This window comes from Mucilaginibacter gossypii (assembly GCF_017569325.2).
GTDB classification, from domain to species: domain Bacteria; phylum Bacteroidota; class Bacteroidia; order Sphingobacteriales; family Sphingobacteriaceae; genus Mucilaginibacter; species Mucilaginibacter gossypii.
In genome coordinates this window covers 6,946,955-6,971,695 of the sequence record NZ_CP071878.2, presented here as the reverse complement: position 1 = coordinate 6,971,695, position 24,741 = coordinate 6,946,955, and the positions used below count along the sequence as shown (strand labels likewise).

At 43.5% G+C, this 24,741-nt stretch carries 20 protein-coding genes; 6 read left to right on the top strand and 14 right to left on the bottom strand.

Annotation, left to right across the window (positions count from 1 at the left end):
* Complete coding sequence (msrB, locus tag J3L18_RS30005) at positions 1 to 495, bottom strand: peptide-methionine (R)-S-oxide reductase MsrB (protein ID WP_129569195.1); 495 nt, start codon at positions 493 to 495, stop codon at positions 1 to 3.
* Between the two features lie 260 nt (positions 496 to 755).
* On the opposite strand from msrB, the gene J3L18_RS30000 reads away from it, so the two are divergent.
* The 5 genes from J3L18_RS30000 to J3L18_RS29980 all read left to right on the top strand — a co-directional run bounded on the left by J3L18_RS30000 (position 756) and on the right by J3L18_RS29980 (position 4,775).
* The gene (locus J3L18_RS30000) at positions 756 to 1,352 is read left to right on the top strand and encodes a sigma-70 family RNA polymerase sigma factor (protein ID WP_129569196.1); all 597 of its coding nucleotides are present in this window, start codon (positions 756 to 758) and stop codon (positions 1,350 to 1,352) included.
* A gap of 11 nt (positions 1,353 to 1,363) precedes the next feature.
* A complete protein-coding gene (locus J3L18_RS29995) occupies positions 1,364 to 1,636 on the top strand; it encodes a hypothetical protein (protein WP_129569197.1) in 273 nt (90 codons plus the stop codon).
* A 246-nt stretch (positions 1,637 to 1,882) separates the two neighbouring features.
* Positions 1,883 to 2,599 (top strand): DUF4397 domain-containing protein, encoded by a 717-nt coding sequence (locus J3L18_RS29990; RefSeq protein WP_129569198.1) that lies wholly within the window; start codon positions 1,883 to 1,885, stop codon positions 2,597 to 2,599.
* A gap of 142 nt (positions 2,600 to 2,741) precedes the next feature.
* Complete coding sequence (locus J3L18_RS29985; protein ID WP_223266156.1) at positions 2,742 to 3,560, top strand: cytidylyltransferase domain-containing protein; 819 nt, start codon at positions 2,742 to 2,744, stop codon at positions 3,558 to 3,560.
* Positions 3,561 to 3,692: 132 nt separating this feature from the next.
* On the top strand, positions 3,693 to 4,775 hold the full coding sequence (locus J3L18_RS29980) for an Ldh family oxidoreductase (RefSeq protein WP_129569199.1): 1,083 nt from the start codon (positions 3,693 to 3,695) through the stop codon (positions 4,773 to 4,775).
* A gap of 181 nt (positions 4,776 to 4,956) precedes the next feature.
* Here J3L18_RS29980 and lepB (J3L18_RS29975) read toward each other — a convergent pair whose 3' ends face one another.
* From lepB (J3L18_RS29975) to J3L18_RS29945, 7 genes are all read right to left on the bottom strand, one after another.
* The gene (gene lepB / locus J3L18_RS29975) at positions 4,957 to 6,435 is read right to left on the bottom strand and encodes a signal peptidase I (RefSeq protein WP_189549393.1); all 1,479 of its coding nucleotides are present in this window, start codon (positions 6,433 to 6,435) and stop codon (positions 4,957 to 4,959) included.
* A 22-nt stretch (positions 6,436 to 6,457) separates the two neighbouring features.
* The gene (lepB, locus tag J3L18_RS29970; RefSeq protein WP_129570969.1) at positions 6,458 to 7,597 is read right to left on the bottom strand and encodes a signal peptidase I; all 1,140 of its coding nucleotides are present in this window, start codon (positions 7,595 to 7,597) and stop codon (positions 6,458 to 6,460) included.
* A gap of 198 nt (positions 7,598 to 7,795) precedes the next feature.
* Positions 7,796 to 9,250: a signal peptidase I gene (gene lepB / locus J3L18_RS29965; protein ID WP_129570970.1), complete on the bottom strand. Its 1,455-nt coding sequence runs from the start codon at positions 9,248 to 9,250 to the stop codon at positions 7,796 to 7,798.
* 16 nt (positions 9,251 to 9,266) lie between these two features.
* Entirely contained in the window at positions 9,267 to 10,016 is a 750-nt protein-coding gene (dapB, locus tag J3L18_RS29960) for a 4-hydroxy-tetrahydrodipicolinate reductase (protein WP_091165245.1), read from the bottom strand.
* Between the two features lie 23 nt (positions 10,017 to 10,039).
* Complete coding sequence (locus J3L18_RS29955; RefSeq protein ID WP_091165243.1) at positions 10,040 to 10,717, bottom strand: DUF5683 domain-containing protein; 678 nt, start codon at positions 10,715 to 10,717, stop codon at positions 10,040 to 10,042.
* A 15-nt stretch (positions 10,718 to 10,732) separates the two neighbouring features.
* Positions 10,733 to 11,644 (bottom strand): ParB/RepB/Spo0J family partition protein, encoded by a 912-nt coding sequence (locus tag J3L18_RS29950; RefSeq protein WP_091165240.1) that lies wholly within the window; start codon positions 11,642 to 11,644, stop codon positions 10,733 to 10,735.
* A gap of 3 nt (positions 11,645 to 11,647) precedes the next feature.
* The gene (locus J3L18_RS29945; protein WP_090529444.1) at positions 11,648 to 12,451 is read right to left on the bottom strand and encodes a ParA family protein; all 804 of its coding nucleotides are present in this window, start codon (positions 12,449 to 12,451) and stop codon (positions 11,648 to 11,650) included.
* Between the two features lie 298 nt (positions 12,452 to 12,749).
* On the opposite strand from J3L18_RS29945, the gene J3L18_RS29940 reads away from it, so the two are divergent.
* A complete protein-coding gene (locus tag J3L18_RS29940) occupies positions 12,750 to 13,271 on the top strand; it encodes an NADPH-dependent FMN reductase (protein WP_091165234.1) in 522 nt (173 codons plus the stop codon).
* A 170-nt stretch (positions 13,272 to 13,441) separates the two neighbouring features.
* Here the strand turns inward: J3L18_RS29940 and J3L18_RS29935 are convergent, their stop codons facing one another.
* The 6 genes from J3L18_RS29935 to J3L18_RS29910 form a co-directional block, all read right to left on the bottom strand.
* Positions 13,442 to 15,337 (bottom strand): T9SS type B sorting domain-containing protein, encoded by a 1,896-nt coding sequence (locus J3L18_RS29935; RefSeq protein WP_189549395.1) that lies wholly within the window; start codon positions 15,335 to 15,337, stop codon positions 13,442 to 13,444.
* Positions 15,338 to 15,725: 388 nt separating this feature from the next.
* Positions 15,726 to 16,652, bottom strand: a complete 927-nt coding sequence (locus tag J3L18_RS29930; RefSeq protein ID WP_129570972.1) for a hypothetical protein — start codon at positions 16,650 to 16,652, stop codon at positions 15,726 to 15,728.
* Positions 16,653 to 16,761: 109 nt separating this feature from the next.
* On the bottom strand, positions 16,762 to 17,952 hold the full coding sequence (locus tag J3L18_RS29925; protein WP_090529452.1) for a M20 metallopeptidase family protein: 1,191 nt from the start codon (positions 17,950 to 17,952) through the stop codon (positions 16,762 to 16,764).
* Complete coding sequence (locus J3L18_RS29920; protein WP_129570973.1) at positions 17,945 to 18,409, bottom strand: SPOR domain-containing protein; 465 nt, start codon at positions 18,407 to 18,409, stop codon at positions 17,945 to 17,947. The genes J3L18_RS29925 and J3L18_RS29920 overlap by 8 nt, the downstream gene beginning before the upstream one ends.
* A 263-nt stretch (positions 18,410 to 18,672) precedes the next feature.
* Positions 18,673 to 21,984 carry a preprotein translocase subunit SecA gene (gene secA / locus J3L18_RS29915; RefSeq protein ID WP_129570974.1) on the bottom strand — a complete coding sequence of 1,104 codons (3,312 nt, stop codon included), beginning with the start codon at positions 21,982 to 21,984 and terminating at the stop codon, positions 18,673 to 18,675.
* 334 nt (positions 21,985 to 22,318) lie between these two features.
* Positions 22,319 to 24,712 (bottom strand): ABC transporter permease, encoded by a 2,394-nt coding sequence (locus J3L18_RS29910; RefSeq protein WP_129570975.1) that lies wholly within the window; start codon positions 24,710 to 24,712, stop codon positions 22,319 to 22,321.
* Positions 24,713 to 24,741 lie beyond the last annotated feature (29 nt).

Sequence of the window (24,741 nt, the reverse complement as noted above, 5' to 3'; positions counted from 1 at the left end):
TTATTTAGCCGGAACAAACTTGAAAGCGTATGAATCCATACAATAACGTTTACCGGTAGGTGCCGGACCATCATTAAAAACGTGGCCAAGATGTAAACCTGTGCTGGCTTCAACAACCTCTTCACGTACCATTCCGTACGATGTATCTTTAACAATTTTAATCGCTTTTGGATCGATAGGTTTAAAAAAACTTGGCCAGCCTGTGCCCGATTCAAATTTAGAATCCGAACTAAATAATGGCTTACCGGTAGCTGCACTTACATATGTCCCTTTTTCGTGGTTATTCCAATAAGGGTTATGATAGGGTTGTTCCGTGCCCCTATTTACCAGTATCTCGTAAGCTTCGGGCGTTAATATCTGTTTCCAGTAGCTGGCCGGCTTAGCTTGCGGATATGTTTTGGTATCAACGGTTTTATCGGCATGCGGAGTACTTTGACTGCAGGCATTAAAGGCCAATAATATCAATGGTATAATAAACAGATTTATCTTTTTCATACCCCTTTGTCGTAGATATACGAAGAACCTTACAGTCGATAGCCGATTATTCTGTCATTTATTTGTCTGCATTTAGTTTGAACCGGAATATTAGATATTAACGACTCTTCCAAAACTCCCATTTCATTAAGCCCTGGTTTCAGAAAAAATAAAAAAATCTTGTAAGGATTCCTTCTCCTACCCGACGAATGTACAAATCAAAACATTAATACAATATGGGCTATAAACTTTTACACAAACCATTACCACCACGTTGATTTATGCAAAGCCAAAACAGCACCAATCTTAGCCTTGATAACAGCACCGAACCCCGTGCCTGGGTAACGCGCCATGCCGACTATCTTTACAAGTATGCCCTTACCCGCATTAACGACGAAGAATTAGCCCGCGATCTTGTACAGGAAACTTTTTTGGCCGCTCTCGAGCGCTTGCAAAAATTTGAGGGCAAAAGCACCGAACGTACATGGCTTACCGCCATACTAAAAAACAAGATTATTGATATTTACCGCAAAAAAGCATCCGCTTTTGTTAAGGAACCTGCGGTAACATTTGCCGAATATGAAACAGACGATTTTTTTGAACCAGATGCCCATAACTGGAAAACCGATCACAGGCCAGCGGAGTTTGGCATTGAACAACCCGATCACCTCGAAAGCAAAGAATTTGAGTTGATACTGCAAAGATGCATGAGAAAATTGCCCTCATTATGGCTCTCGGTTTTTACTATGAAACACCTTGATGATGAAACCACCGACACCATTTGCGGCGATTTGAGAATATCATCATCCAACTTTTGGGTAATTATTCACCGCGCCAAGCTAAGCCTAAGAGAGTGCCTTCAAAAAAACTGGATTTAAACTAATGGATTATGGACGAATTAACTAAAATAGCCTACAACTGCAAAAAGGCTACTTACCTGATTGAAAAGCAGGAAATAGGAAAGATCTCCCTGCGAGAAAAACTGGAATTAAAGATCCACCTGGCGGGATGCCACGTTTGCAGGGTATTTCAGCAACAAAGTACCGCTATTAACCGCATGATCAAAAATATGTTTCATCAGCCTGTTGCCGAAAACATCAAGCTTGATGACAAATTCAAAAATGAATTACAACACCTTATTGACGAACAACTTGAAAAATAAAACCTATTGATAAAACTGTACTTAACAACCTCTTTCATAACAAACATTCAGTAGTTAAATAATTATTGATACGCTTTAAGCCTTATGCATTCTGCTTTTAGCTCTTATGTAAAACATTATACTAAAACCTAAGGTCAAACGTATTTATGCCAATCACACCGGGGTTAAAATTTTTAATCCAAAGTAGCGTAATGCCTGCTGATTACGTAAAGTTAAAATATCAGTTTACTACTAATATTTTATTTTATGAAAACAGTTCAGCAAAAATTAACAAGGCGGGCAGGCATTATCGGGATGGTGTGTTTGCTGGCAGCAACACTCAGCTCGTGTTTAAAAGATCACAACAATTACGTTCAGCCGCCGGTGGCACTTGTTTCAGTCATCAATGCCTCGCCCGATTCTGATCCGGTTGATTTTTATCTTGAGCCCAACAGGGCGAACAATTTTCCAATTCGTTACGGTCACGGTATAGATTACATTAATGCTTATCCTGGTAAAAGAACAGCAACCTTTTATGTTTCGGACACCAAGCAAAAAGTTGCAGACGATACCATCACCCTCGTAGCTAAAAAACTTTACTCGGTATACCTTGCCAACACCGCAGGTAAACGCGATGTAATTTTTGTTGCCGATTCTATCGTTCAGCCGGCCGCCGGGATGGCCAGTATCCGTTTGGCAAACCTCAGCGCCGATGCCGGTACGGTTGACCTGGTTACTTCAAAAGATTCGGTTTTGGCATCAAACAAAGCTTACAAACAAGTATCTGATTTTGTAACTATTAAAGGAAATGTCACCTACACGCTTTACATTCGCCAAAAAGGCACCACTACGGTATTAGCCAGCCTTACTAATGTTAACCTTCGGGCGGGTTCTGTATATACAGTGTGGCTGCAGGGTATTAAAGCAGCAACCGACGATAAAAAACTAAGTGCCGATATTCAAACAAACGTTTACTATTATTAAATAACCTATACCTGTGTTGTAAGGCCCGGCCGTTGTGCCGGGTTTTATTTTTTGCAAGTCGCCCATCAGGTTAACAATTTGATAATATAAACTTCGCCATATTTAAACTTTACCATTCTACATTTAACCCGGTTAATGTTTTTTGATAAACCTCAAATTTCCGGAAAAGATGGATGAGCGTGTAGTGATCATTGTGCCGGCCCGCATGGCATCAAGTCGTTTATATGGCAAGGTAATGCTGCCAATATTGGGTAAAAGTTTGTTAGCACGCATGGTGGAGCGGATAGGTATGATCCAGCACCAGGCCAATATTGTTATTGCCACTTCCGAAGGCGCTGAAGATGATGTTATTGCACAGGAGGCCGAAAATCTTAACGTTCAATGTTACCGGGGCAGCCTTGGCAACCTGCTTGACAGGCATTACCAGGCAGCAAAACTATTCAATGCCGATGTGGTTGTCAAAATTCCGGCCGACTGCCCGCTAATCGATCCGCGGATCATTGATAAAGTGCTTGAATACTTTTTCAGCAACAGGCAAAAGTTTGATTATGTAAGCAACCTGTACCCGGCCACCTATCCCGATGGCAACGATGTAGAGGTAATGACCATGGCCTGCCTCAAACAAGCCTGGGAAAATGCCGGCCGCCCCCATGATCTGGAGCATACCTCACCCTACATCTATGAAAATCCGCTTATTTTTAACATCGGCAACGTAACCTGGGAAACCGGCCTGGATTATTCCATGTCGCACCGTTTTGCACTCGACCACCCCGAAGATTTTTATTTTATCGAGCGCGTATTTAAAGAGTTATACCCGGTTTGCAACCGTTTTTCATGCCAGGATATCCTTAACCTGCTGAAACTAAAACCCGAAATCTACGAAATAAACGCCCGCTATAACAGTACCAACTGGTATAACAAACACCTGAGCGAAGTAAAGCCCGAGTTTGCGATGGCTTGAGGACAGAGATTAGAGGCTGGTGATTGGAGATTAGTCCGGGCTACCCGCTGCTACTCCAGATCAAGTGTATAAAGGTTCCTCATCAGCTAAATCAACGTAATCATTTTAAAAATCAACGGTTATCTTTGCCGTATGCTGATATCGCCATCCACTCTACGCACATTTACCGAAAATATATTCAAAGTTATTGGCTGCAGCCATGAACATGCGGTTTTAGCAGCCGACGTGCTGCTTAAATCCGATCTCCGTGGTATCGACTCGCATGGCGTAGCCCGGTTGAGCGGTTATGTACGCCTTTGGGAGAAGAAACGCATTAATCCCACGCCCAACATCCGGATAGTGCATGAAACGCCAACAACTGCCACTGTAGATGGCGATGCAGGCCTTGGTTTAGTGGTAGCTCCGTTTGCCATGGAGGTAGCCATTAAAAAAGCTGAGCTATACGGCTCGGGTTGGGTATCAGTACGCAACTCCAACCATTTTGGTATTGCCGGTTATCACACGTTGATGGCTGTGGAGAAAGATATGATCGGTTTTGCCATGACCAATGCCAGTCCGCTGGTTGCGCCTACGTTTTCCAGTGAACGGCTTTTGGGTACCAACCCTATGTGTTACGCTTTTCCGGCTGGTAAATATCCGCCGGTGATAGTTGATATTGCCACTTCAGCCGCTGCTAACGGAAAACTGGAAATAGCCCAGCGCTTAGGCAGGCAGGTTCCCGAAGGCTGGATCCAGGATAAAGAAGGCAATTATACTACCGATCCTCATGCATTAAAAACCGGCGGCTCTCTCCTCCCCCTCGGCAGCGACCGCGACCATGGCAGTCATAAAGGTTTTGGTTTGAGTGCTACCGTTGATATTTTATCAGCAGTATTATCAGGCGCCAATTACGGACCCTGGGTACCGCCCTTTGTGGCTTTTCTTGATCCGCCGAATGATCCCGTTGGCGCGGGTATAGGGCATTTCTTAGGCGCAATGCGCGTGGATGGCTTCCGGCCGATAGATGAGTTTAAAAATCATTTAGATAATTGGATAGAGCGTTTTAAATCATCAGCTACAGTTGATCCTGATCAAAAAGTAATTATTCCAGGTGAGCCAGAACTGGAAGCAGAAGCTGACAGGATAGCCAACGGCATACCATTAGTTGATGCCGTTGTAGAAGATTTGAATAAATTGGCGGAAAGGTTCAATATTAGCCCGCTACCGCGGGTTTAGCGCAGCGTAACCCGTGGTGGGCATAATGTAAGCTTCCAGCTTACGGAAATTCAGCTGAAAACTGAAACTATGGTAAACCACGGACTGAAAGCCCGCGGCCGTGATTTTATTAAAGTGAAAAGCCTGTTTTGCTTAGCAAAACAGGCTTTTCACTTTAGTTCCCCTTCAGGGGTTTAGGGGGCTAATGGATCAGATTAAACAGTCTGCTCCAGCGGATCTTGTGGATGAACGATGCATTGTCGTCAACACTCATCCAAATGAACAGTGCTTTACCCACAATATGATCTTCAGGAACAAAGCCCCAAAAACGTGAATCTTCTGAGTTATGACGGTTATCGCCCATCATAAAATAGTAGTTGAGTTTAAAGGTATAGCTATCAGCTTTTTTGCCATTGATCAGGATATCTTTACCGTTCACTTCAACCTTGTTGCCTTCATATACGGCAATTGCACGACCGTAGATCGGGAAGGTTAAACTATCCAGCTTTACTGTCCAACCCTTTTTAGGTACAATGACAGGCCCGAAGTTGTCTACATTCCATTTATAATCGGGAATGTTAGCTCCTATTTTGTAGTTGGAGAAAATGGCAGGATAAACCGGGTTCATCGGATCAGACGCCCCCGGCGGAGTTAACCGTGGTGTAACTGACTTGATGTTTGAATATCCCCTCAGTGCCTTTGCCGATTCCTCGGTGGTATTGGTAATAAACTCAGTATTATTTACCGATGAAATATCCGACAAATGCAAATCTGTAGCTATCTGCGGGTTAAGCTCGTTCCCATCTGTTTTAACATCATAAGTAATCTCGCCTTTTGGTGGTGTAACAGCAGCTTTCCCATTTATAAACACCTGGGCCTTAACTACACTCAGCGTATCGCCCGGGGTACCCTGGCAGCGTTTGATATAGTTTTCGCGTTTATCAACCGGCCTGAAATAAGGCGAATCGGCATCCATAGGATAATTGAACACTACCACATCACCTTTTTTAATATCACTTAAACCCGGCAGACGATAGTACGGCAGTTCGATACCATCCCAATAGGCCTTGGTATTGATAAGCGGCATGGTATGGTGTGCGAAAGGAAATGCAACTGGCGTCATGGGTAAACGTGCTCCATAGTTCACTTTGCTTACAAACAGGTAATCGCCAATAAGCAACGAGCTTTCCATCGATGCACTTGGAATTACATAAGCTTCAATAAATAATGTACGGATCAGCGTTGCAGCGATTACCGCAAAAATGATGGCATCAGCCCACTCACGTGCCTGGGTTTTCTTTAGGGCAATCTTATACTTAGTCCTGAACTCGGGGCTCGCCGACTGGCCTAAATATTTGGTATCCTTATCACCGCCCCATTTAGGGAAATATATAAACGGAAGGATTACACCCTGCACATGTTCAACAAAAGTGAACTTTCCGTACGATTTTAAAAAATCAACAATCAAGCCCAGCGCTATCAAAAAGTTTAAGCCTGGTATTAGCAGCATAATAAACCACCACGCCGGCCTACCAGTTAACTTAATGATGATGAAAAAGTTGTATAGTGGCACAATGCCTTCCCAGCCTGGCCGCCCTGCCTTTTCAAACAGTTTCCATAAACCTGCAAATGGCAGTACTATAAAAAGAACAAATACTATTATTAATCCTATTCCGTTCACTTTGGTGTTTTTATATTTTCAATTAATGTATGCCTCTGAACAACCGGTTCCACCTTATTTTATTAAAGAAGCTGGCTGTACTGTCAATACTCATCCAGGTAAATAAAGCTTTCCCTACTACGTGATCTTCCGGAACAAACCCCCAAAAGCGCGAATCTTCCGAATTGTGACGATTATCCCCCATCATAAAATAGTAGTTAAGCTTAAAGGTATAAGTATCGGCTTTTTTTCCGTTAATCATGATATCCTTACCCACAACATTTACTTTATTATTTTCATAAATCTCAATAGCGCGGCCATAAACCGGGAAAGTCAGGCTATCCAATTTAACTGTCCAGCCTTTTTTAGGGATAATGATGGGGCCATAATTATCTACATTCCATTTAAAGTCAGGAAAATTAGGTGTGATCTTATAACGCGGGTACTTGGCAGGGTAAACCGGGTTCAGCGGGTCACTGGTACCCTTAAGCGTTAAAGCCGGCACAATTGATTTTACATTTGAATAAGTTTTCAAAGTAGCTGCCGATTCCTTAGACATCATCATTTCATAACGGTTGCCGGTATTGCCCCTAATATCTATCTTAAGCTCGTTCAAAATAGCCGGGTTAAATTCCTGCCCATTGGTTTCAACAAAATAACCTTCCTTTCCCCTTTCCGGATTTGGAGCGGCCTTGCCGTTAATATAAACCTGCGCGTTAACTACGCTTAAGGTATCCCCGGGAGTACCCTGGCAGCGTTTGATAATGTTTTCGCGCTTATCCACCGGCCTGAAATAAGGAGAATCGGCCTCTATTGGCGCGTTAAAAACCACGATATCCTGCTTTTTTATATCACTTAAACCCGGCAAGCGATAATAAGGCAATTTTACTCCGCCCCAGTAAGCTTGAGTCCCCCAGGGAGTAGTATGGTGCATAAACGGAAACGAAACAGGCGTTATAGGCATCCTTGCGCCATAGTTAACCTTGCTTACAAACAGGTAGTCGCCAATTAAAAGTGAGTTTTCCATTGAGCCGCTGGGGATAACGTAGGCTTCGATAAACAGCGTACGAATAAGGGTAGCGGCTATTACTGCAAATATGATAGCGTCGCCCCATTCACGAAGCGCACTTTTTTTCTTTTTTACTTTAGTTGAATCTTTCTTTTTCCAGAATTTCCAGTTCATATGATGTATCGAATGTGCAAATTTCAGATGTGCAAATGTGCAGATTTTTTAATGTTTATATTTTATGTATAAGATATATGTTACACGTTATATGTTACGCTCCCCCATATTAATTATAGATTCTATTATTAGGGCACAAATTGATAATTATTTAATCTCTCATCTGCACATCCGGAATTTGCACATCTGCATATCTCTCTAATTAATTCTTCTAAATACCCTGTCCCATCTTATTTTACAAAATGAAGGCGAATTGGCATCCCAGCTCATCCAAACCAATATGGCTTTACCTACAATATGATCTTCGGGCACAAAGCCCCAAAAACGCGAATCTTCAGAGTTATGGCGGTTATCGCCCATCATCCAATAGTAATCCATTTTAAAGGTATAACTATCGGCCTTGCTCCCATTAATAAAAACTGCGTTCCCTTTAACCTGCACTTTATTATTTTCATACACCTCAATGGCCCGGCGATAAAAAGGCATGGTCATGCTATCCAGCTTTACAGTCCAGCCTCTTTGCGGAATAATAATTGGCCCCAGGTTATCCTCGTTCCACCTAAAGCGCGGATCATGCGGAAAAACCTCATGATCATACACCCCTCTTAACTTAACATCGGGCTTCACCGCCTTGATATAGGGATATGTTTTTAGCTTTTCGGCCGATTGTGCAGTCATATTCGCTGTAAAATCAACCCAGGTAAACTGTTGAATATCAGACAGATGAAGGTTATATCGCGTATGGGGGCCAAAACCTCTTCCCGAACCATTTGTACGTACCCGGTATTCCATTTCCGCGTTGGGTGGGGCGGCTATCAAACGGTTATTTACGTATACCTGGCCGTACTCCAGCCTTATGGTATCGCCGGGTGTGCCCTGGCACCGTTTGATATAATTTTCCTGCTTATCTACAGGGCGGTAAAACGGCGAATCAGCATCCATTGGATAGTTAAATACTACTGCATCACCCTTTTTCACTTCGCTGAAACCCGGCAGCCGATAGTAGGGCAGCTTAATACCATCCCAATAGGCTTTAGTACCGGTGAGCGGCATAGTGTGGTGTGCAAATGGAAATGCTATGGGGGTCATAGGCAGGCGTGCACCGTAATTGATCTTGCTCACAAATAAAAAATCGCCTACCATTAGTGAGCTCTCCATAGATGACGAAGGGATGGTGAAAGCCTCGAGGAAAAGCCCGCGAATAACCGTTGCCGCTATTATAGCGAAAAGAATAGCTTCCGTCCATTCCCTTAGTGGGGATTTATCAAGGTCACGGTATTTTTCCCTGAAATCGTCACTTGCCGACGGGCCAACATAACGGGTGTTTTTATCAAAACCCCATTTGGGGATAAAAATAAATGGCAACAACACCGACATGGTGATTTGCCCTATGCCCACCTTGCCAAACGATTTAATAAAATCAATGAGGATGCCGATGCTTATAATAAAGTTTACGCCCGGTATTAAAAGCAACAAAAGGAGCCACAACGGCCGTTGGCTCAACTTAAGCATAATGTAAAGATGGTAAACCGGGATCAGTGCTTCCCACCCCCGGCGACCGGCTTTTTCAAAAAGTTTCCAGTATCCAGCCAGTATTAAAATCAATAGCGGGCCCGTAATGATATAAAACCCTATATAGCCCGCTATTGCCATTTATATTAAAAAGCTATTAGCTGTTAAAATCAAACATGGCTTCAACAGAGTAAAAACCCTTTTTATCGTGCAGCCACTCGGCAGCCAGTACAGCGCCTAAAGCAAACCCATTACGGTTATGGGCAGTATGCTTAAATTCGATGCTATCCACTTCCGAATCATAAATAACGGTATGAGTACCCGGCACACTGTCTATCCTTAATGATTCTATAAGTAATTGGTTAGGAGCAACATTCGCATCGTCATCACTGTCGTCGGTAGTTAATACATTAATCCACTCATTTTTGGTATCGGTGTTGTTAATGATGCCTTCGGCGATGGTTATGGCAGTACCGCTTGGCGAGTCCATTTTTTGGGTATGGTGGATCTCTTCAACCTGTACTTCGTAATAAGGGTACTTGTTCATGACTTTAGCCAACAGCTTATTCACGTAAAAAAACACGTTAACGCCAACGCTGAAGTTTGAAGCCCACAATAATGATTTATTCCCCTCAATACATTGCTGTTTTACTTCCGGTAATTTCTCGTACCAGCCTGTAGTACCAATAACAACAGGTACATTAGCATTAAAGCAATGCTCGATATTTGATAATACGGATGCCGGGGTAGTAAATTCAATTACCACATCTGCTTTTTGCAGATTTTCGGTTGTAAGGTCATGAAGGGTTTCATGATCAATGGTAAGTACAATTTCATGCTTGCGGCTAAGGGCTATCTTTTCGATGATTTTGCCCATTTTTCCGTAGCCAAGTAACGCTATCTTCATTTCAGGTATTGTGGTTTTCCTTATTAAAACGTAAAGGTAACTTTTATACCCGGAATATAAGCATTATTAGCGCCCTGCGCATAAACCGGCTGATTAATTATACCCGGAGCTACTTTGAACGACAAATTATTATCTACCGTATATGAGTGGATGAACTTGGCATCGATATAAGCATCAATAGCCTGGATACCCCATACAGCTAAAAAGCCCAGTATGCTCAAATCGCGGTTACGCCTTGAATTTTCACGGGCATCGCTCAGGTTGGCATCTGGCACGTCTTTATAAAGGTTATATTCTGTATAATAAGGATCGCCGGGATTAGGAGGAGTACCCTGGCGGTATCTTGATAATGTTAAATATTCTTTGTAATAATGCTGGTTATATATAATGGCCGAGGTTAGCAAACCTAAACCTCCGTAAATTAACGGCACTTTCCACCATCTGCGGTTGTACACCTGGCCCCAACCAGGTATCATCAATGAATGCATTACTGCTTTATGCGGGATATGGGTACTATCGGGATGATAGATCTTTTCTTTGGCAGGATCAATTTTGGGAGCAAATGAGCCTGACGGGGTTTTAACAGGATGCTTTACTTTCAGCGTATCACTTTTTTTACTCCCCGTACTATCAACTACCTGAGCCTGTGCGGCAGAAATAAAAAAAGCGGATACAGCTAAAAAAAACAGGAATTTATACATTTTTTAAATTAACAATTACCAATCAAGCATTTCAAGGATGCGGCCAAGATCATCTTCCGAAAGGAAAGGAATCTCGATAACACCGCTTCCGCGGCTGCCAACTTTTAGTTTTACCCTTGTACTAAATTTTGAAGCCAGGTCATCCTGAATCTTCTGCAACTGATATGATACCGGCTCGGGCTGTTTGCCTTCCTTTTTTACCGGCGACTTTTGCATCTCTCTTACCAGTTCTTCAACCTTACGAACGGATAAACCTTCCTTTATAATATGCTGATGTATAAATAATTGTTTGGCAGGATCGGTTAGCGTTAAAATAGCTTTTGCATGCCCCATTGAAAGCTCGCCATCACGAATGGAGGCCTGGATAACCGGCGGCAACCTTAACAAACGAAGGTAGTTGGTCACTGTTGAGCGGTTTTTGCTTACTCTATCGCCCAGTTCTTCCTGCTTCAGGTTACATTCCTCAATCATACGCTGAAAACTCAGGGCAACCTCTATAGCATTCAGGTTTTCGCGCTGAATGTTTTCGATAAGTGCCATCTCCAGCATTTGCTGATCATTGGCGGTGCGCACATAAGCCGGAATCTGGGTTAGGCCGGCCAGCTTTGATGCCCGAAAACGACGCTCGCCAGATATCAGCTGATATTTATGCGCCCCAATTTTCCTGAGCGTTATCGGCTGAATTAAACCCTGCAGTTTGATCGACTCTGAAAGCTCGGCCAGTGCCTGCTCATCAAAATCGGTACGGGGCTGAAACGGGTTAACCTCAATTTCGGCCAGTTTTATTTCATTAACCGAGCCAAGGTCATTTACCTCGGCAGGGCTTGCTGTTTCTCTACTTCTGTTTTGGTATGGTTGTACGTTAGGCGTGTCGTTCAATAGCGCACTCAGTCCCTTTCCCAGGGCATTTCTCTTTTCACCACTCATTTACTATACTGTTGCTGTAGCTGTTGCCTGTTCACCCTTAACCAACCCGTTTTTCTCCAGAATTTCGCGGGCAAGGTTTAAATAATTTATTGCACCCTTACAGGTAGCATCATGCATAATTACCGATACGCCAAAGCTCGGGGCCTCGCTTAACCGGGTATTACGCTGTATAATGGTATCAAAAACCATGTCTTCAAAATGGGTCCTAACTTCATCAACCACCTGATTGCTCAAACGCAAACGCACATCGTACATGGTTAACAAAATCCCCTCAATTTCAAGTTGGGGGTTAAGGCGCGACTGAACAATTTTGATGGTATTTAACAATTTGCCCAAACCCTCTAATGCGAAATACTCGCACTGTACCGGTACAATTACCGAATCGGCAGCGGTTAAAGCGTTAATGGTGATCAAACCTAATGACGGCGAACAATCGATAATAATAAAATCATATTCATCCCTCACTTTTTCAAATACCTGTTTCATTTTAAACTCGCGGCCCGTTAAATTGATCATTTCAATTTCGGCACCTACCAGATCAATATGTGCGGGTAATAAATCAAGATTAGGAGTTTCAGTTTTCTGAATGGCCTCATGAGGATCAACCTCATTGATGATACATTCATAGATACTGTTTTTTATATTGCGGGGATCGAAACCAATACCCGAAGTTGAATTAGCCTGCGGGTCGGCGTCAACCAACAAGGTTTTATAATCTAATACAGCTAAACTTGCAGCCAGATTTATAGATGATGTAGTTTTCCCTACGCCGCCTTTCTGGTTGGCTAAAGCAATAATTTTACTCATTCTATAGTTTAAAAAAATTTATAGTTCTGTGATTTATAACAACGTTAAATAGAAACAGAAATTTCTACTTTCGTAAAGTTTTTATCCGGTGATAAAGATACGGAATTAAATAATGCAGAATTCCACAGCTTTTGCCTATTTACAAACAAAATTGATCAATTAGTGAATTATCAGCGCGGCAACTAATAAATATTATTACTTAATCATATTTATTATTAAAGCATTCATTAACAAAATATTACAAATTACTCAACAACAATATTACTAATCAGATCAGTCAGCAATTTACCAATAATAAATGATAACCATAATATCGTCAACCAACAGACCGGGAAGCTCAACGCTCAAACTTGCTAAGGTTTATCAGCAAAAACTGCAGGAAAAGGGTGTTGAAGCAGGTATCTTATCACTTGCTCAGCTGCCTCCAAACGTTATTGAAACCGACCTCTACAACAAACGCAGCGCAGCATTTGAGCCTATCCAGCAAACAGTTACCAATACAGATAAATTCATATTCCTTATCCCCGAATATAACGGCAGCTTTCCGGGTGTACTTAAGGTTTTCATTGATGCCTGTAGTTTCCCCGAAAGTTTTTATGATAAAAAAGCGGCATTGGTAGGCTTATCATCGGGCAAATATGGTAATATCCGCGGGGTTGACCATTTTACCGGCGTTTGCCATTACCTGCACCTCAACATTATGGCGCTTAAATTACACATAGCGGCCATACACAAAGAGTTTGATGAAGAAGGGAACCTGTTTAAGCCCGATACCATAAAGTTTGTAAACGAGCAGATAGAAAAGATCATTAAGTTTTGATTTTTGCTTGAGCTACCTGTTGGATTAATTCCGGGCACAAGCACCGCAGTTAATGATAACATAAAAAGAAGCAATTATATGAAGCCTAAAAATTAGCTTCAGTAATAACTTAAACCTATGTAATCAATTTTGTTTTAGGCTTTGCACAATCTGCTTTTGGCTTTATATAATCAGCGCACTATAAGCACCCAGCCCGATAATAGCGGCGCCCCACTTTTAAGATCAATCACATAGTAGTAAGTCCCGGGTGGTAAAGCATATCCTTTATAACCGCCGCTCCACGGTTTATCATAACCTGTAGAGGCATATACTTTTTGCCCGTTTCGGTTAAAAACATTCAGTGAACATTGCGGATAGGTTGATAAAGCCTCAATATCCCAGTTATCATTTAAACCATCTCCATTGGGCGAAAACGTTGATGGAATAACGATCTTTTTATAAACCCGTACAAAAACTGAGGCATTAACATATCCGCAACCAATACCTGATGAGGCTTTTAGGGTATAAGTAACATCATCGGTAGGGCTGGCAACAGGGTTCAATTTGGTAGGATCGTCGAGTCCATCCGCGGGGCTCCATAAATAAGTATCTGCATATTTTGCCTCGGCATCCAGTACTACCGATTGCCCTTCAAAGATTTTTTTCTGCGGACTTATACTTGCTTCGGGAGTGGGCATAACTGTTACAGTTACCGTTTGGGTTGCAGTACAATCCCCATTGCTTGTCACTGTTACTGTATAAGTGGTTGTTTCGGTTGGCATGGCAGTAGGGTTTGCCGCAGTTGGATCAGACAATCCTGTAACCGGCGACCAGCTATAGCTTTTGGCATTGGGCGTAGTTTCATTGAGAATGATTAGGTCGCCCTTACAAATTGGAGCTGGGGTGAGAACAGGTATAACGGGTTTTAAGTTAACAGTTACTGTAACTTTATCTGATAAAGTAGGACAATCACCAGCCGAGAACACAGTAACCTGATAATTGCCATTAGCAGCAACAGTGGCATTGTCAATTACCAGAGGATTTTGAGCTTTATTATTAGCGGTAACGCCCGGGCCGTTCCATTCATAACTGACAGCTCCCGGCGCATTTGCGGTAAGTGTAAGCACATCCCCTTCGCATACAGCCGGTGCAGTAATAGAAGGTTTGGCCAGGTAAGCATTAACCGTTATGGTGCGCACGTCTGAATAAACGCGGCAAGTTGGCGAATTGATATTATCTCCTTCAGCAGCAGCCATCCTGTATTGGTAGGTACCTACCGGTTTATCCGCAGCAAATTGAAAAGCATAGCTAAGATCAGTAGCACCCTGAATGTTAGTCCAGCTACCGCCACCATCAGTACTGCTTTGCCATTGTACTTTAGGGTTGCTATAGCCGTTATTCAGATCGGCAATAAGTTTATAGTTTTGCACCTGCCCCTTGCAGATATTTTGCGGTTCGGTGTTGTCAACATTTGTAAATCCAACTTTAATGTTAGGTCCGCAAGCCCTGAATTCAATATCATCAAGCAGCAAATCGTTTCCATTACCCCCCGGCCCACTATTGCTGATTTCCAATACAATTTGCGTAACGCCCGCCCCTGTTGAAAATGGCACACTATATTTATTCCACTGAGGATCTGCGGTGGGCTGTATGGTATTGGTATCGTACTGGGTTAAGATTGTGCCATCGGGCTTTTTTATGGTAAATAATAAATCAGGCTGTTTAGTACTGGCATCACTTGATGAAAGTTTCATGAGATTGAGTACATAAGCTGAAAACTCGTAGGTTGTGTTTTCGCAAAGATTAAGCTCCTTCGTTTCGGTAAAAAAAACACTTGGTTCGTACGATGCATTCACGAGCATCATATAACCACCAGAATTTCCTGTATGATCATGAAGTACAGTATGCCAGGTATCATGACACGAAGTTTGACTGCTTACAATTGAATAATACCTATCATCCGGGCAATCAGGAGCATAGAACATGGTTGTAATACCTGTAGCCAGTGGAGGACCGGTATGACTAACTCCCGATCCAAAATCAAGTTTTACTACCGGGTCGCCGTAACTGCCATTACAAACAGCCATTTTCACTTTAACTTTTGGAAAAGTAAAAGCAAACAAGATCAATAGAAATAATTTAATGAAATTAAAAGGCATTAACCGGTTGAAGGATATAAACATCGAACCATCAAAAATATATTTTTTTGGTTATCCCAGCGTATAAAAGCAATTAAACCACAAATATATTACTCACTGCAAAACAACCACTTATCGTGAACAGGCGTTATCTCCCAAAAGTTAACTATTAGTATACAAAAGCCTGCTAATATGAAAAACAAGCTAATCATATTTCTGTGTGTTGCAGATGTCATGCTTATGGTCTGCAAGCACAAAAAAGGCTGCTACGCCCGGCTCCGGTTGAGCGCTGGCTAAGGGCTTTTTCTTAATGCCCCTTTCAGGTGGTTAAGAGTTTCTACTCTTTCTCATAATCCTTATGTACAATCAAGAAACTCGCACGCTCTTCCTTATGAAAAGGAATATTCCAATTACCCTGGTAGGTAATTTTTGCAGGTAGCGTTTCGCCCTGGAAATTATTAAGCTCGATGTTCATCTGCACATTAAAATCAAAGAACATGTTGCTGAATTTCATATCGATATACCGGCCAAGGATCTGAAAGGTACGCTCATCAAAAATGGTGGTCATTTCCTTAATCATGGTATCGCTGTCGGATGTGCTCGGCTTGCACCTCACCTTAAAGCGATAAACAGGGATGGTGTCGAGGTATTTACCACGGGCAAATTCGTAATAATAATATTGGCGCATATCATTAGAGAAAATTTCCGTTTTGCTGCTGATGAAAGGGATTCCGCTTACTTTGCGGCCCGGCGTAAAGATCAGCGTTTTGAGTTTGCTTTTGTACGATTCATTTTTACCTCCCGATCCCGGCAGGGCATCACCCTTGGTAAAATCGGAATTATACGCGTTCATGAAAATAAAATCGAACATCTCAACCGTATACAACTGGTACTTGCCGTTCTTTTTGTAAACGTCACCGCTGTCCCTTTTAGCAACGTATTCTATTTTATGTTTACCGGCTGCGTTGCTGTGCAGTATTTTACGGTAGATGCGCCCGTTTACCCGGTTCTTGCTGTCGTAAGTAAAAATTCGGTTTTCGGCAGCAAAGCCAAAGCCTTTCATATTCTGGAAGGCCTTATAAAAACCGGTATCGGCCAATACGGCATCTATGAAATCCTGCGCATTGAGTTTATGTGAGCGGATATCAACCAGTGAATCGATAACGATGGTACGGATAGTATCCGGATTAAAGCGATTGATTTGCTGAGCTTTTGTTAGCAGGCTGGCAGTAGTAAGGATAAGGATCAGGAGTAGTTTTTTCATTGATTGCTTTTTACAGCATGTCATTGCGAGCGTAGCGCGGCAATCGCATGCAATACAGAGCGGATCTGCAGAGTTCGCGATTGCTTCGTACCTCGCAATGACATGGTTTTTAGTTGCCGAGTTGTTTAACCGCCAAATAAGCCATCAAACCAGTACTTATTTTAAATGCATCTTCTTCCACGTCAAAAGTAGGTGTGTGCACAGATGAAGTTATTCCCCGGGCTTCGTTACGGGTACCGAGGCGATAGAAACAGCTGCTGGCAGCCTGTGAGTAATAAGCAAAATCTTCGGCAGCCATCCAGATATCCAGGTCGAGCACGTTTTCTTTCCCCAGGTAAGCTTCGGCATGGCCACGGGTGGCATGGGTTAATTTTTCTTCGTTAATCAGGAATGGATAACCGCGCATGATATTGAAATCGCAGCTTCCGCCCATGCTTTCGGCAATACCTTCGGCCATTTTTTTCATGCGTTTGTGAGCTTCCTCGCGCCATTTCTCATCCATGGTGCGGAAAGTACCTTCCAGGTAAACCTCGTTAGGGATCACGTTGGTAGCCCCATTGGCTATCACCTTGCCAAATGATAATACCGACGGACTTTTAGGATCGGCAAAGCGGCTCACCACCTGCTGTAGCGCGGTTAATATATGTGCGGTAATGATAACCGGATCGATATTCTGCTGCGGCTGAGCACCGTGACCGCCTTTACCTTTAACAGTAACATAAAGTTCATCAGTTGAGGCCATATATTTACCTGCACGGAAACCAACTTTACCGGCATCAATCAAAGGCATTACATGCTGGCCCAATACGGCAGCCGGTTTTGGGTTTTCCAAAACGCCCTCTTTAATCATGAGGCTGGCACCGCCGGGCAGTTTCTCTTCGGCCGGTTGAAAGATCAGTTTAACGGTGCCTGCAAACTGACTTTTCAATTCGGTTAATATTTTAGCTGTACCTAATAATGATGATGTGTGCGCATCGTGGCCACAGGCATGCATTACGCCCGGGTTTTGCGATTTATACGGAACATCATTGGCTTCCAATATCGGAAGCGCATCCATATCGGCACGCAAGGCAACCACATTGCCGGCGTCCGACGGTTTTTCGCCTTTAATGAGGGCTACCAAACCTGTATCGGCCATCTTATGGTATTCCAGGCCAAGCTCTTCAAGCTTGTTGGCTACAAAAACCGAGGTTTGCAATTCATGAAATGAAAGCTCCGGGTTGGCATGCAGGTGACGGCGGTTAGCCACTACCTCATTGAATATTTTTGCGGATAATTCCTGTATTTGCTCTTTAATCATTATTAGGATCCGTTTTAGGAAGATTTATTTTTTCGGAAATGATGAATATGCTCGAAAACGACGAGCGCAGTTCCTGTACCAGTTTTTCAGCTTCAAGCCGGGTACGGAAATCGCCTGCCTTTACCTTAAAGTTGGGCTCGCGGTAACTGATGTACGTACGCAGTTCGGGGTATTGCTGCTGCAACCGGTTTTGCGCGTTATAGGCATCCTTTCGGTTTGAGCCGCTGAAGAATTGTACGCGGTAGCCGTAGGATGAATAACCGGCGGCATCAGTACCCGCTGCACTGTTCAGCGTAAATCTTTTAGCTATCAGGCTGTCAACCAGCGGGTCCTTGATCACTTCAACCTTGCCGCGTGTTTGGGCAAAGGTTTGGGTTGATGCAAGCAGTAATAAAACAAAAAAGCAGTATCTGATAATGGCTGATTTAGCTTGATGATCAAATACTGCTTTTTTCATATGATAAATTATTATTTGGCATTAATAGCGGATGAAACTTGCATAAAGGCCTGTCACCCTGAGCCTGTCGAAGGGTCGCGAGTAAAGGCACTCCCACCATGCTTCGACAGGCTCAGCATGACACCTTTTTTTAACCATCATTGCGAGGTACGAAGCAATCCCCGATTTGCAGAGCATCCATTAAAGTTTGCCCTGTATAGTTTGGGATTGCTTCGTACCTCGCAATGACATGATTATCATAGCCCGTTTTCACGAGCTTTATATTAATTCTGCCCTACACCGTGGCAGTTTTTGTATTTTTTACCGCTACCGCAAGGGCAAGGGTCATTACGGCCAATTTTGTTTTCAACCCTTACCGGGGTGATCTTTTGCTGCTCCTGCGGAAAATCATCCATAGGCACGCCGTTGCTTTCGCTCACCACTTCGGCCTTGGTTGTTTTCATCTTGCGCAGGTCAAGCTTCGGCTCGGGCCTCGCTTCCCTTACCTCTTCGGCCTGTTGCTGAACCGGGATGCCACCGCGGAACAGGAAGCTTACAATTTCCTTGTTCACATTGGCCAGCATGCCGCGGAATAATTCAAAGGCCTCAAACTTGTAAACCAACAGTGGGTCCTTTTGTTCGTAAACCGCGTTTTGTACCGATTGTTTTAACTCGTCCATTTCGCGCAGGTGCTCTTTCCACGCATCGTCGATCAGGTACAGGGTAACGTTTTTCTCGAAAGATTTAAATACCTCGTGACCATGGTTTTCAACCGCTTTTTTAAGCGGAACAGCTACCTGGATGCCGTGAATACCATCGCTGAACGGAACAACAATGTTTTCAACATACTGGCCGCGGGTTTCATAAACGTCTTTAATAACCGGGTAAGCCTGTTGTGCAACTGCTTCCTGTTTACGTTTATAAAAATCCATTACCGTTTGGAAGGTCAGATCAGTTAACGCCGGAATTGTTTTTGCAGTAAATTCGTCAGCGCTAAGCTCAATATCAACCGAGAACAAACGGATCACTTCTAAGGTAAAGCCTTCGTAGTTGGCACTTTCTTTATATTCGGTAACAATGTCCTCAACCACATCAAAAATGGTGTTGCTCAGGTCAACGTCCAAACGCTCACCAAACAGGGCGTTTTTACGTTTGGTGTAGATAACCGTACGCTGTGAGTTCATCACGTCGTCATATTCCAGCAAACGTTTACGAATACCGAAGTTATTCTCTTCCACTTTCTTTTGTGCACGCTCAATTGATTTGGAGATCATGGAGTGTTGGATCACTTCTCCTTCTTCAATACCCATACGTACCATCAGGCTGGAAATCCGCTCTGATCCGAATAAACGCATCAGGTTATCCTCTAACGATACAAAGAACTGTGAAGAGCCCGGGTCACCCTGGCGACCAGAACGACCGCGCAACTGCCTGTCAACACGCCGCGATTCGTGACGCTCGGTACCCACAATGGCTAAACCACCGGCTTCTTTAACACCAGGGCCCAATTTAATATCCGTACCACGACCAGCCATGTTGGTAGCAATAGTCACAGTGCCGGCCTTACCAGCTTCGGCCACAATATCGGCTTCTTTCTGGTGCATTTTGGCATTCAGTACGTTATGTTTGATACCGCGCAGTTTAAGCATACGGCTTAATAACTCCGAGATCTCAACCGACGTTGTACCAACCAGTACCGGGCGACCAGCCTGAGTAAGACTAACAATTTCCTCGGCCACCGCATTGTATTTTTCACGTACAGTACGGTAAACAAGGTCTTGCTTGTCATCACGGGTAATTGGGGTGTTGGTTGGTATTTCAACCACATCCAGTTTGTAGATCTCCCAAAACTCGCCTGCTTCGGTAACAGCGGTACCAGTCATGCCGCAAAGCTTATGGTACATCCTGAAGTAGTTTTGCAGGGTAATGGTTGCAAAAGTTTGGGTAGCATCCTCAACTTTTACGTTTTCTTTAGCCTCAATAGCCTGGTGTAAGCCATCAGAGTAACGGCGGCCGTCCAATACACGACCGGTTTGCTCGTCAACTATCTTTACCTTGCCTTCGTCAAGAATGTATTCAGTGTCTTTTTCAAACAGGGTATAAGCTTTCAGTAACTGGTTAACCGAATGGATACGTTCAGATTTGATCGAGAAATCGCGCATCAATTCGTCTTTACGGGCAATCTTTTCTTCGGTGCTTAAGGTTGATTTTTCGATCTCGGCAATTTCGGTACCTACATCAGGCATCACAAAGAAGTGTGGATCTTCACCAGATGCCGTGATCAGTTCGATACCTTTTTCAGAAAGTTCAACCTGGTTATTTTTCTCGTCAATAACGAAGAATAATTCAGAGTCAACCTTAGGCATTTCCTTGCCCTGATCCTGCATGTAGTGATTTTCTACTTTTTGCAGGATGGTGCGGTTACCGCCTTCGCTCAAAAATTTAATTAATGCTTTGCTTTTTGGCAAACCACGGAAGGCACGTAACAAGGCTAACCCCCCACCATCAACATCAGTATTACCATCGTTAATCGCTTTCTTAGCTTCGTTCAATACGCCGTTAACGTAGTTTTTTTGCGCATTAACCAAACGCTCGATGCGTGGTTTAAGCTCATAAAACTCATGCTCATCGCCACGTGGGATAGGGCCTGATATAATTAAAGGTGTACGGGCATCATCAATTAAAACGGAGTCAACCTCATCCACCATGGCATAATGCAATTTGCGTTGTACCAACTCTTCCGGGCTGCGTGTCATATTGTCACGCAGGTAATCGAAACCAAATTCGTTGTTGGTACCAAAAGTAATATCGGCCAAATAAGCGGCACGGCGCTGCTCAGAGTTTGGTTCATGTTTGTCGATGCAATCAACAGATAAACCGTGGAATTCATACAACGGGCCCATCCACTCACTATCTCGTCGGGCCAGGTAATCGTTCACCGTTACGATGTGAACGCCTTGTCCGGCCAAAGCGTTAAGATATGCAGGCAGCGTGGCTACCAGCGTTTTACCTTCACCTGTGGCCATTTCCGATATTTTACCCTGGTGCAGTACGGTACCGCCAATCAGCTGTACATCATAATGAACCATGTTCCAGGTAACCTCGTTGCCGGCTGCTATCCAGGTGCTGCTGTGAAAAGCTTTATCGCCTTTAATAGTAACATTGGGTTTGCGGGCAGCCAGCGTGCGGTCAAACTCGGTAGCGGTAACTTCTAATGAACTATTGGCAGCCAGGCGGCTTGCTGTTTCTTTAACTACAGCAAATGCCTCGGGCAATATATTCATCAATATATCTTCAAGCTCTTTATTACGGTCTTTTTCAAGCTTATCAAGCTGAGTATAAAGCTCAACTTTTTCGGCTACATCCATATCAAGCTCGTTTTCTGTACGATCTTTAATGGCTTGTATTTCACTGTCGATACCAGAAAGGCCTTCGGCAATAGTTTCTTTAAAATATATGGTCTTAGCCCTAAGCTCATCATTACTCAGGGAGCCAAGCTTAGCATATTCAGCCTTAATTTTCTCAACTATAGGCTGTATACTTTTTACATCCCGTTCTGATTTGCTTCCGAAAAGCTTACTGATAAAATTTAACATATTATTTTATTATGATACAACCCGGCTCAACAATTGCGCCATAGCAGCCGTTAGAGCCAAATTGACAGGCAAATGTAAGATTTTGTGCCGAATGCCGAAAGGATAATGCTTTAAACCGTTATGCGTGGATGTAAGATTGACATTACGGTGTTTGTATTTGTTATTGCCTAACTCAGAATGTCTGAACTCGAATTAAACGAATTAAAGATTTTTTGGAATTTGCCCGGCATCCGGTTAATTCATTAAATTCTATAAATTTAGGTTCACAAAACTCCCACCCCGTTGTCGCGGGGGCACGACAACGGGGTAAAAACTGATCTCCAACAATACTACTCTATTCCGTTTTCAAACTTTTTACCGGGTTCATTGAAGCTGCTTTTATACTTTGATAACTTACGGTGAGCAGCGTTATGACGATAGCTCCTATTGCGGTGAGGCCAAATATCCACCATGATAAATCGGCCCGATATTTATAATCCTGCAGCCAGCCCTGCATAAAGTAATAAGCTGTTGGTATAGCTATCGTTAATGATACCGATACCAGGACCACAAATTCCTTCGACATTAATTGCCATAGGCTAAATATTGAAGCACCCAGCACTTTGCGTACACCAATCTCCTTAGTACGTTGTTCGGCCATGAATGATGCCATTCCAAAAAGGCCCATACAACTGATAAAAATGGCCAGCAAGGTAAAGAACCCGGCGAGTTTGCCTATGCGCTCTTCGTTGGTGAATTTACGGGCATACTCTTCGTCGGTAAACTTATATTCGAACGGGCTGCCGGGGGCATATTGTTTAAAAACTGACTCAATTTTGGCAATAGCATCGTGGGCGCTCATTTTGGGGTTTAAACGGATATCGACAAGCCCGCCCGGATCATTATCCAGCACAAATATCGATGACTTAACCGGCTCATATGGCGACGACATCACCATATCCTTTACCACGCCTATGATCTTGAATTTTTTGCCCCAGTCGATTGTTTCACCTACAGCGTGCTTAAAATTCATGAAACGGGCGGCAGTTTCGTTTACAATCATGCTTGACGAATCGCCTGCATTGTTGCGTTCAAAATCGCGGCCTTCAATTAACTTCCACTGGGCAACCTTGCCAAACTCCGGACTAAGGGTTATCGTGGCGAAGTCATCCTGTAAACCGGCAGGTTTTCCCCGCCAGTTTAAGCCGCTGTTATTGGAGTACACAGCGGTAAGCGGGCTGCCAGACTCGGCAATTTCAATAATAGCCCCCGATTTAAGCAGATCGGTCCTTACGGCTTCAAAATGTTTATGAATTTCATCGGTACGCATATCTATCTGTACCAACCCCGTACGCTCATAACCGATAGGCCTGTTTTTGGTGAACTGCACCTGCCTGAACACGATGATGGTGCCGATGATTAGCGTAACCGACACAGCAAACTGCAGTACCACCAGTATTTTACGCGGCACTGCTGCATAGCGGCCGGCCTTGAATGTACCCTTCAAAACCTTAACCGGTTGAAAGGACGACAGATAAAATGCCGGGTAACTACCGGCAATTAGCCCTGTGATAATGCTGAAACTTAAACCCAGCAGCCAGAAAACCGCGTTGCCCCAAAGGATGTGCATGGTTTTATCGGCTACGCCATTGAACCACGATAGCGTAAGCTGCGCCAGTAAAACCGAAATTAAAAATGCGAACAACGCTAATATTACCGACTCGATAAAGAACTGGCTGATCAGCTGGCTCCTTAACGAGCCTACCGTTTTGCGGATCCCTACTTCCTTGGCCCTTTTCTCACTGCGGGCGGTACTCAGGTTCATGAAATTGATACAGGCCAGCATCAGCACAAACACGCCGATAATACCAAACATCCACACAAATTTGATATCGCCGCCAACATTAAAGCCATCTTTAAAGCTCGAGTAAAGGTGCCATTTACTCATTGGATGCAGAAACACTACCGGTTTAAAGCTGGCACCAACATCGTCGCCCTGCGCTTTAATAGCATGCAGTTTAAGATCTTTGATCTCGGCCGATATTTTTTTGGCGTCGATACCAGGCTTCAGCTGAGCAAAAATTTGCCAGGAGTTATTGCCCCAACGTGTTTCGGCACGTTTTAACCAAGCGGCGGTAGTTATATATAAATCCCATGGCGCTATGAAACCCAGCTCGCGAAACTCGGAATTATGCGGCATGTCTTCATAAACGCCGGTCACTTTAACATTCCATACATTATCAATTTTGATGGTTTTAAGCATCGGATCGGTATCACCAAACAAGGCCTTGGCCAATGTTGCCGAAAGTAAAACAGATGATGGATCTTTCAAACCGTCACGTGTGCCCTTCAGCATTTTTAAAGTAAGCAGATCAGGCGCTTCGGCCTGCATGTAGCTTCCCTCCTTAGTCAGCTTTTTTTCTCCATAGGCCATGATGTGCCCATAATTCCAGGACGAAAGCACCACGTATTTAAAATCGTGCTTATAGTCGTTCCGCAACTTATAACCCAGAGGTATAGGCATAGCCGTTTGCGAGCCTGTTACTCCATTGAATGTTTGGTTTTGCCATACCTGAACTATTCGGTCGTAATTATCGAAGTTTTTATTGTACGATAACTCGTCCCAGATCCACAGGCCAATAAGCATCGCTACCGCCATACCTACCGATAGCCCAGTGATATTGATAAGCGTATGCGCCTTGTTCTTAACAAGGTTTCGCCACGCAACGGTTAAATAGTTTTTAAACATTTACCCCTCCTAACCTCCCCAAAGGGGAG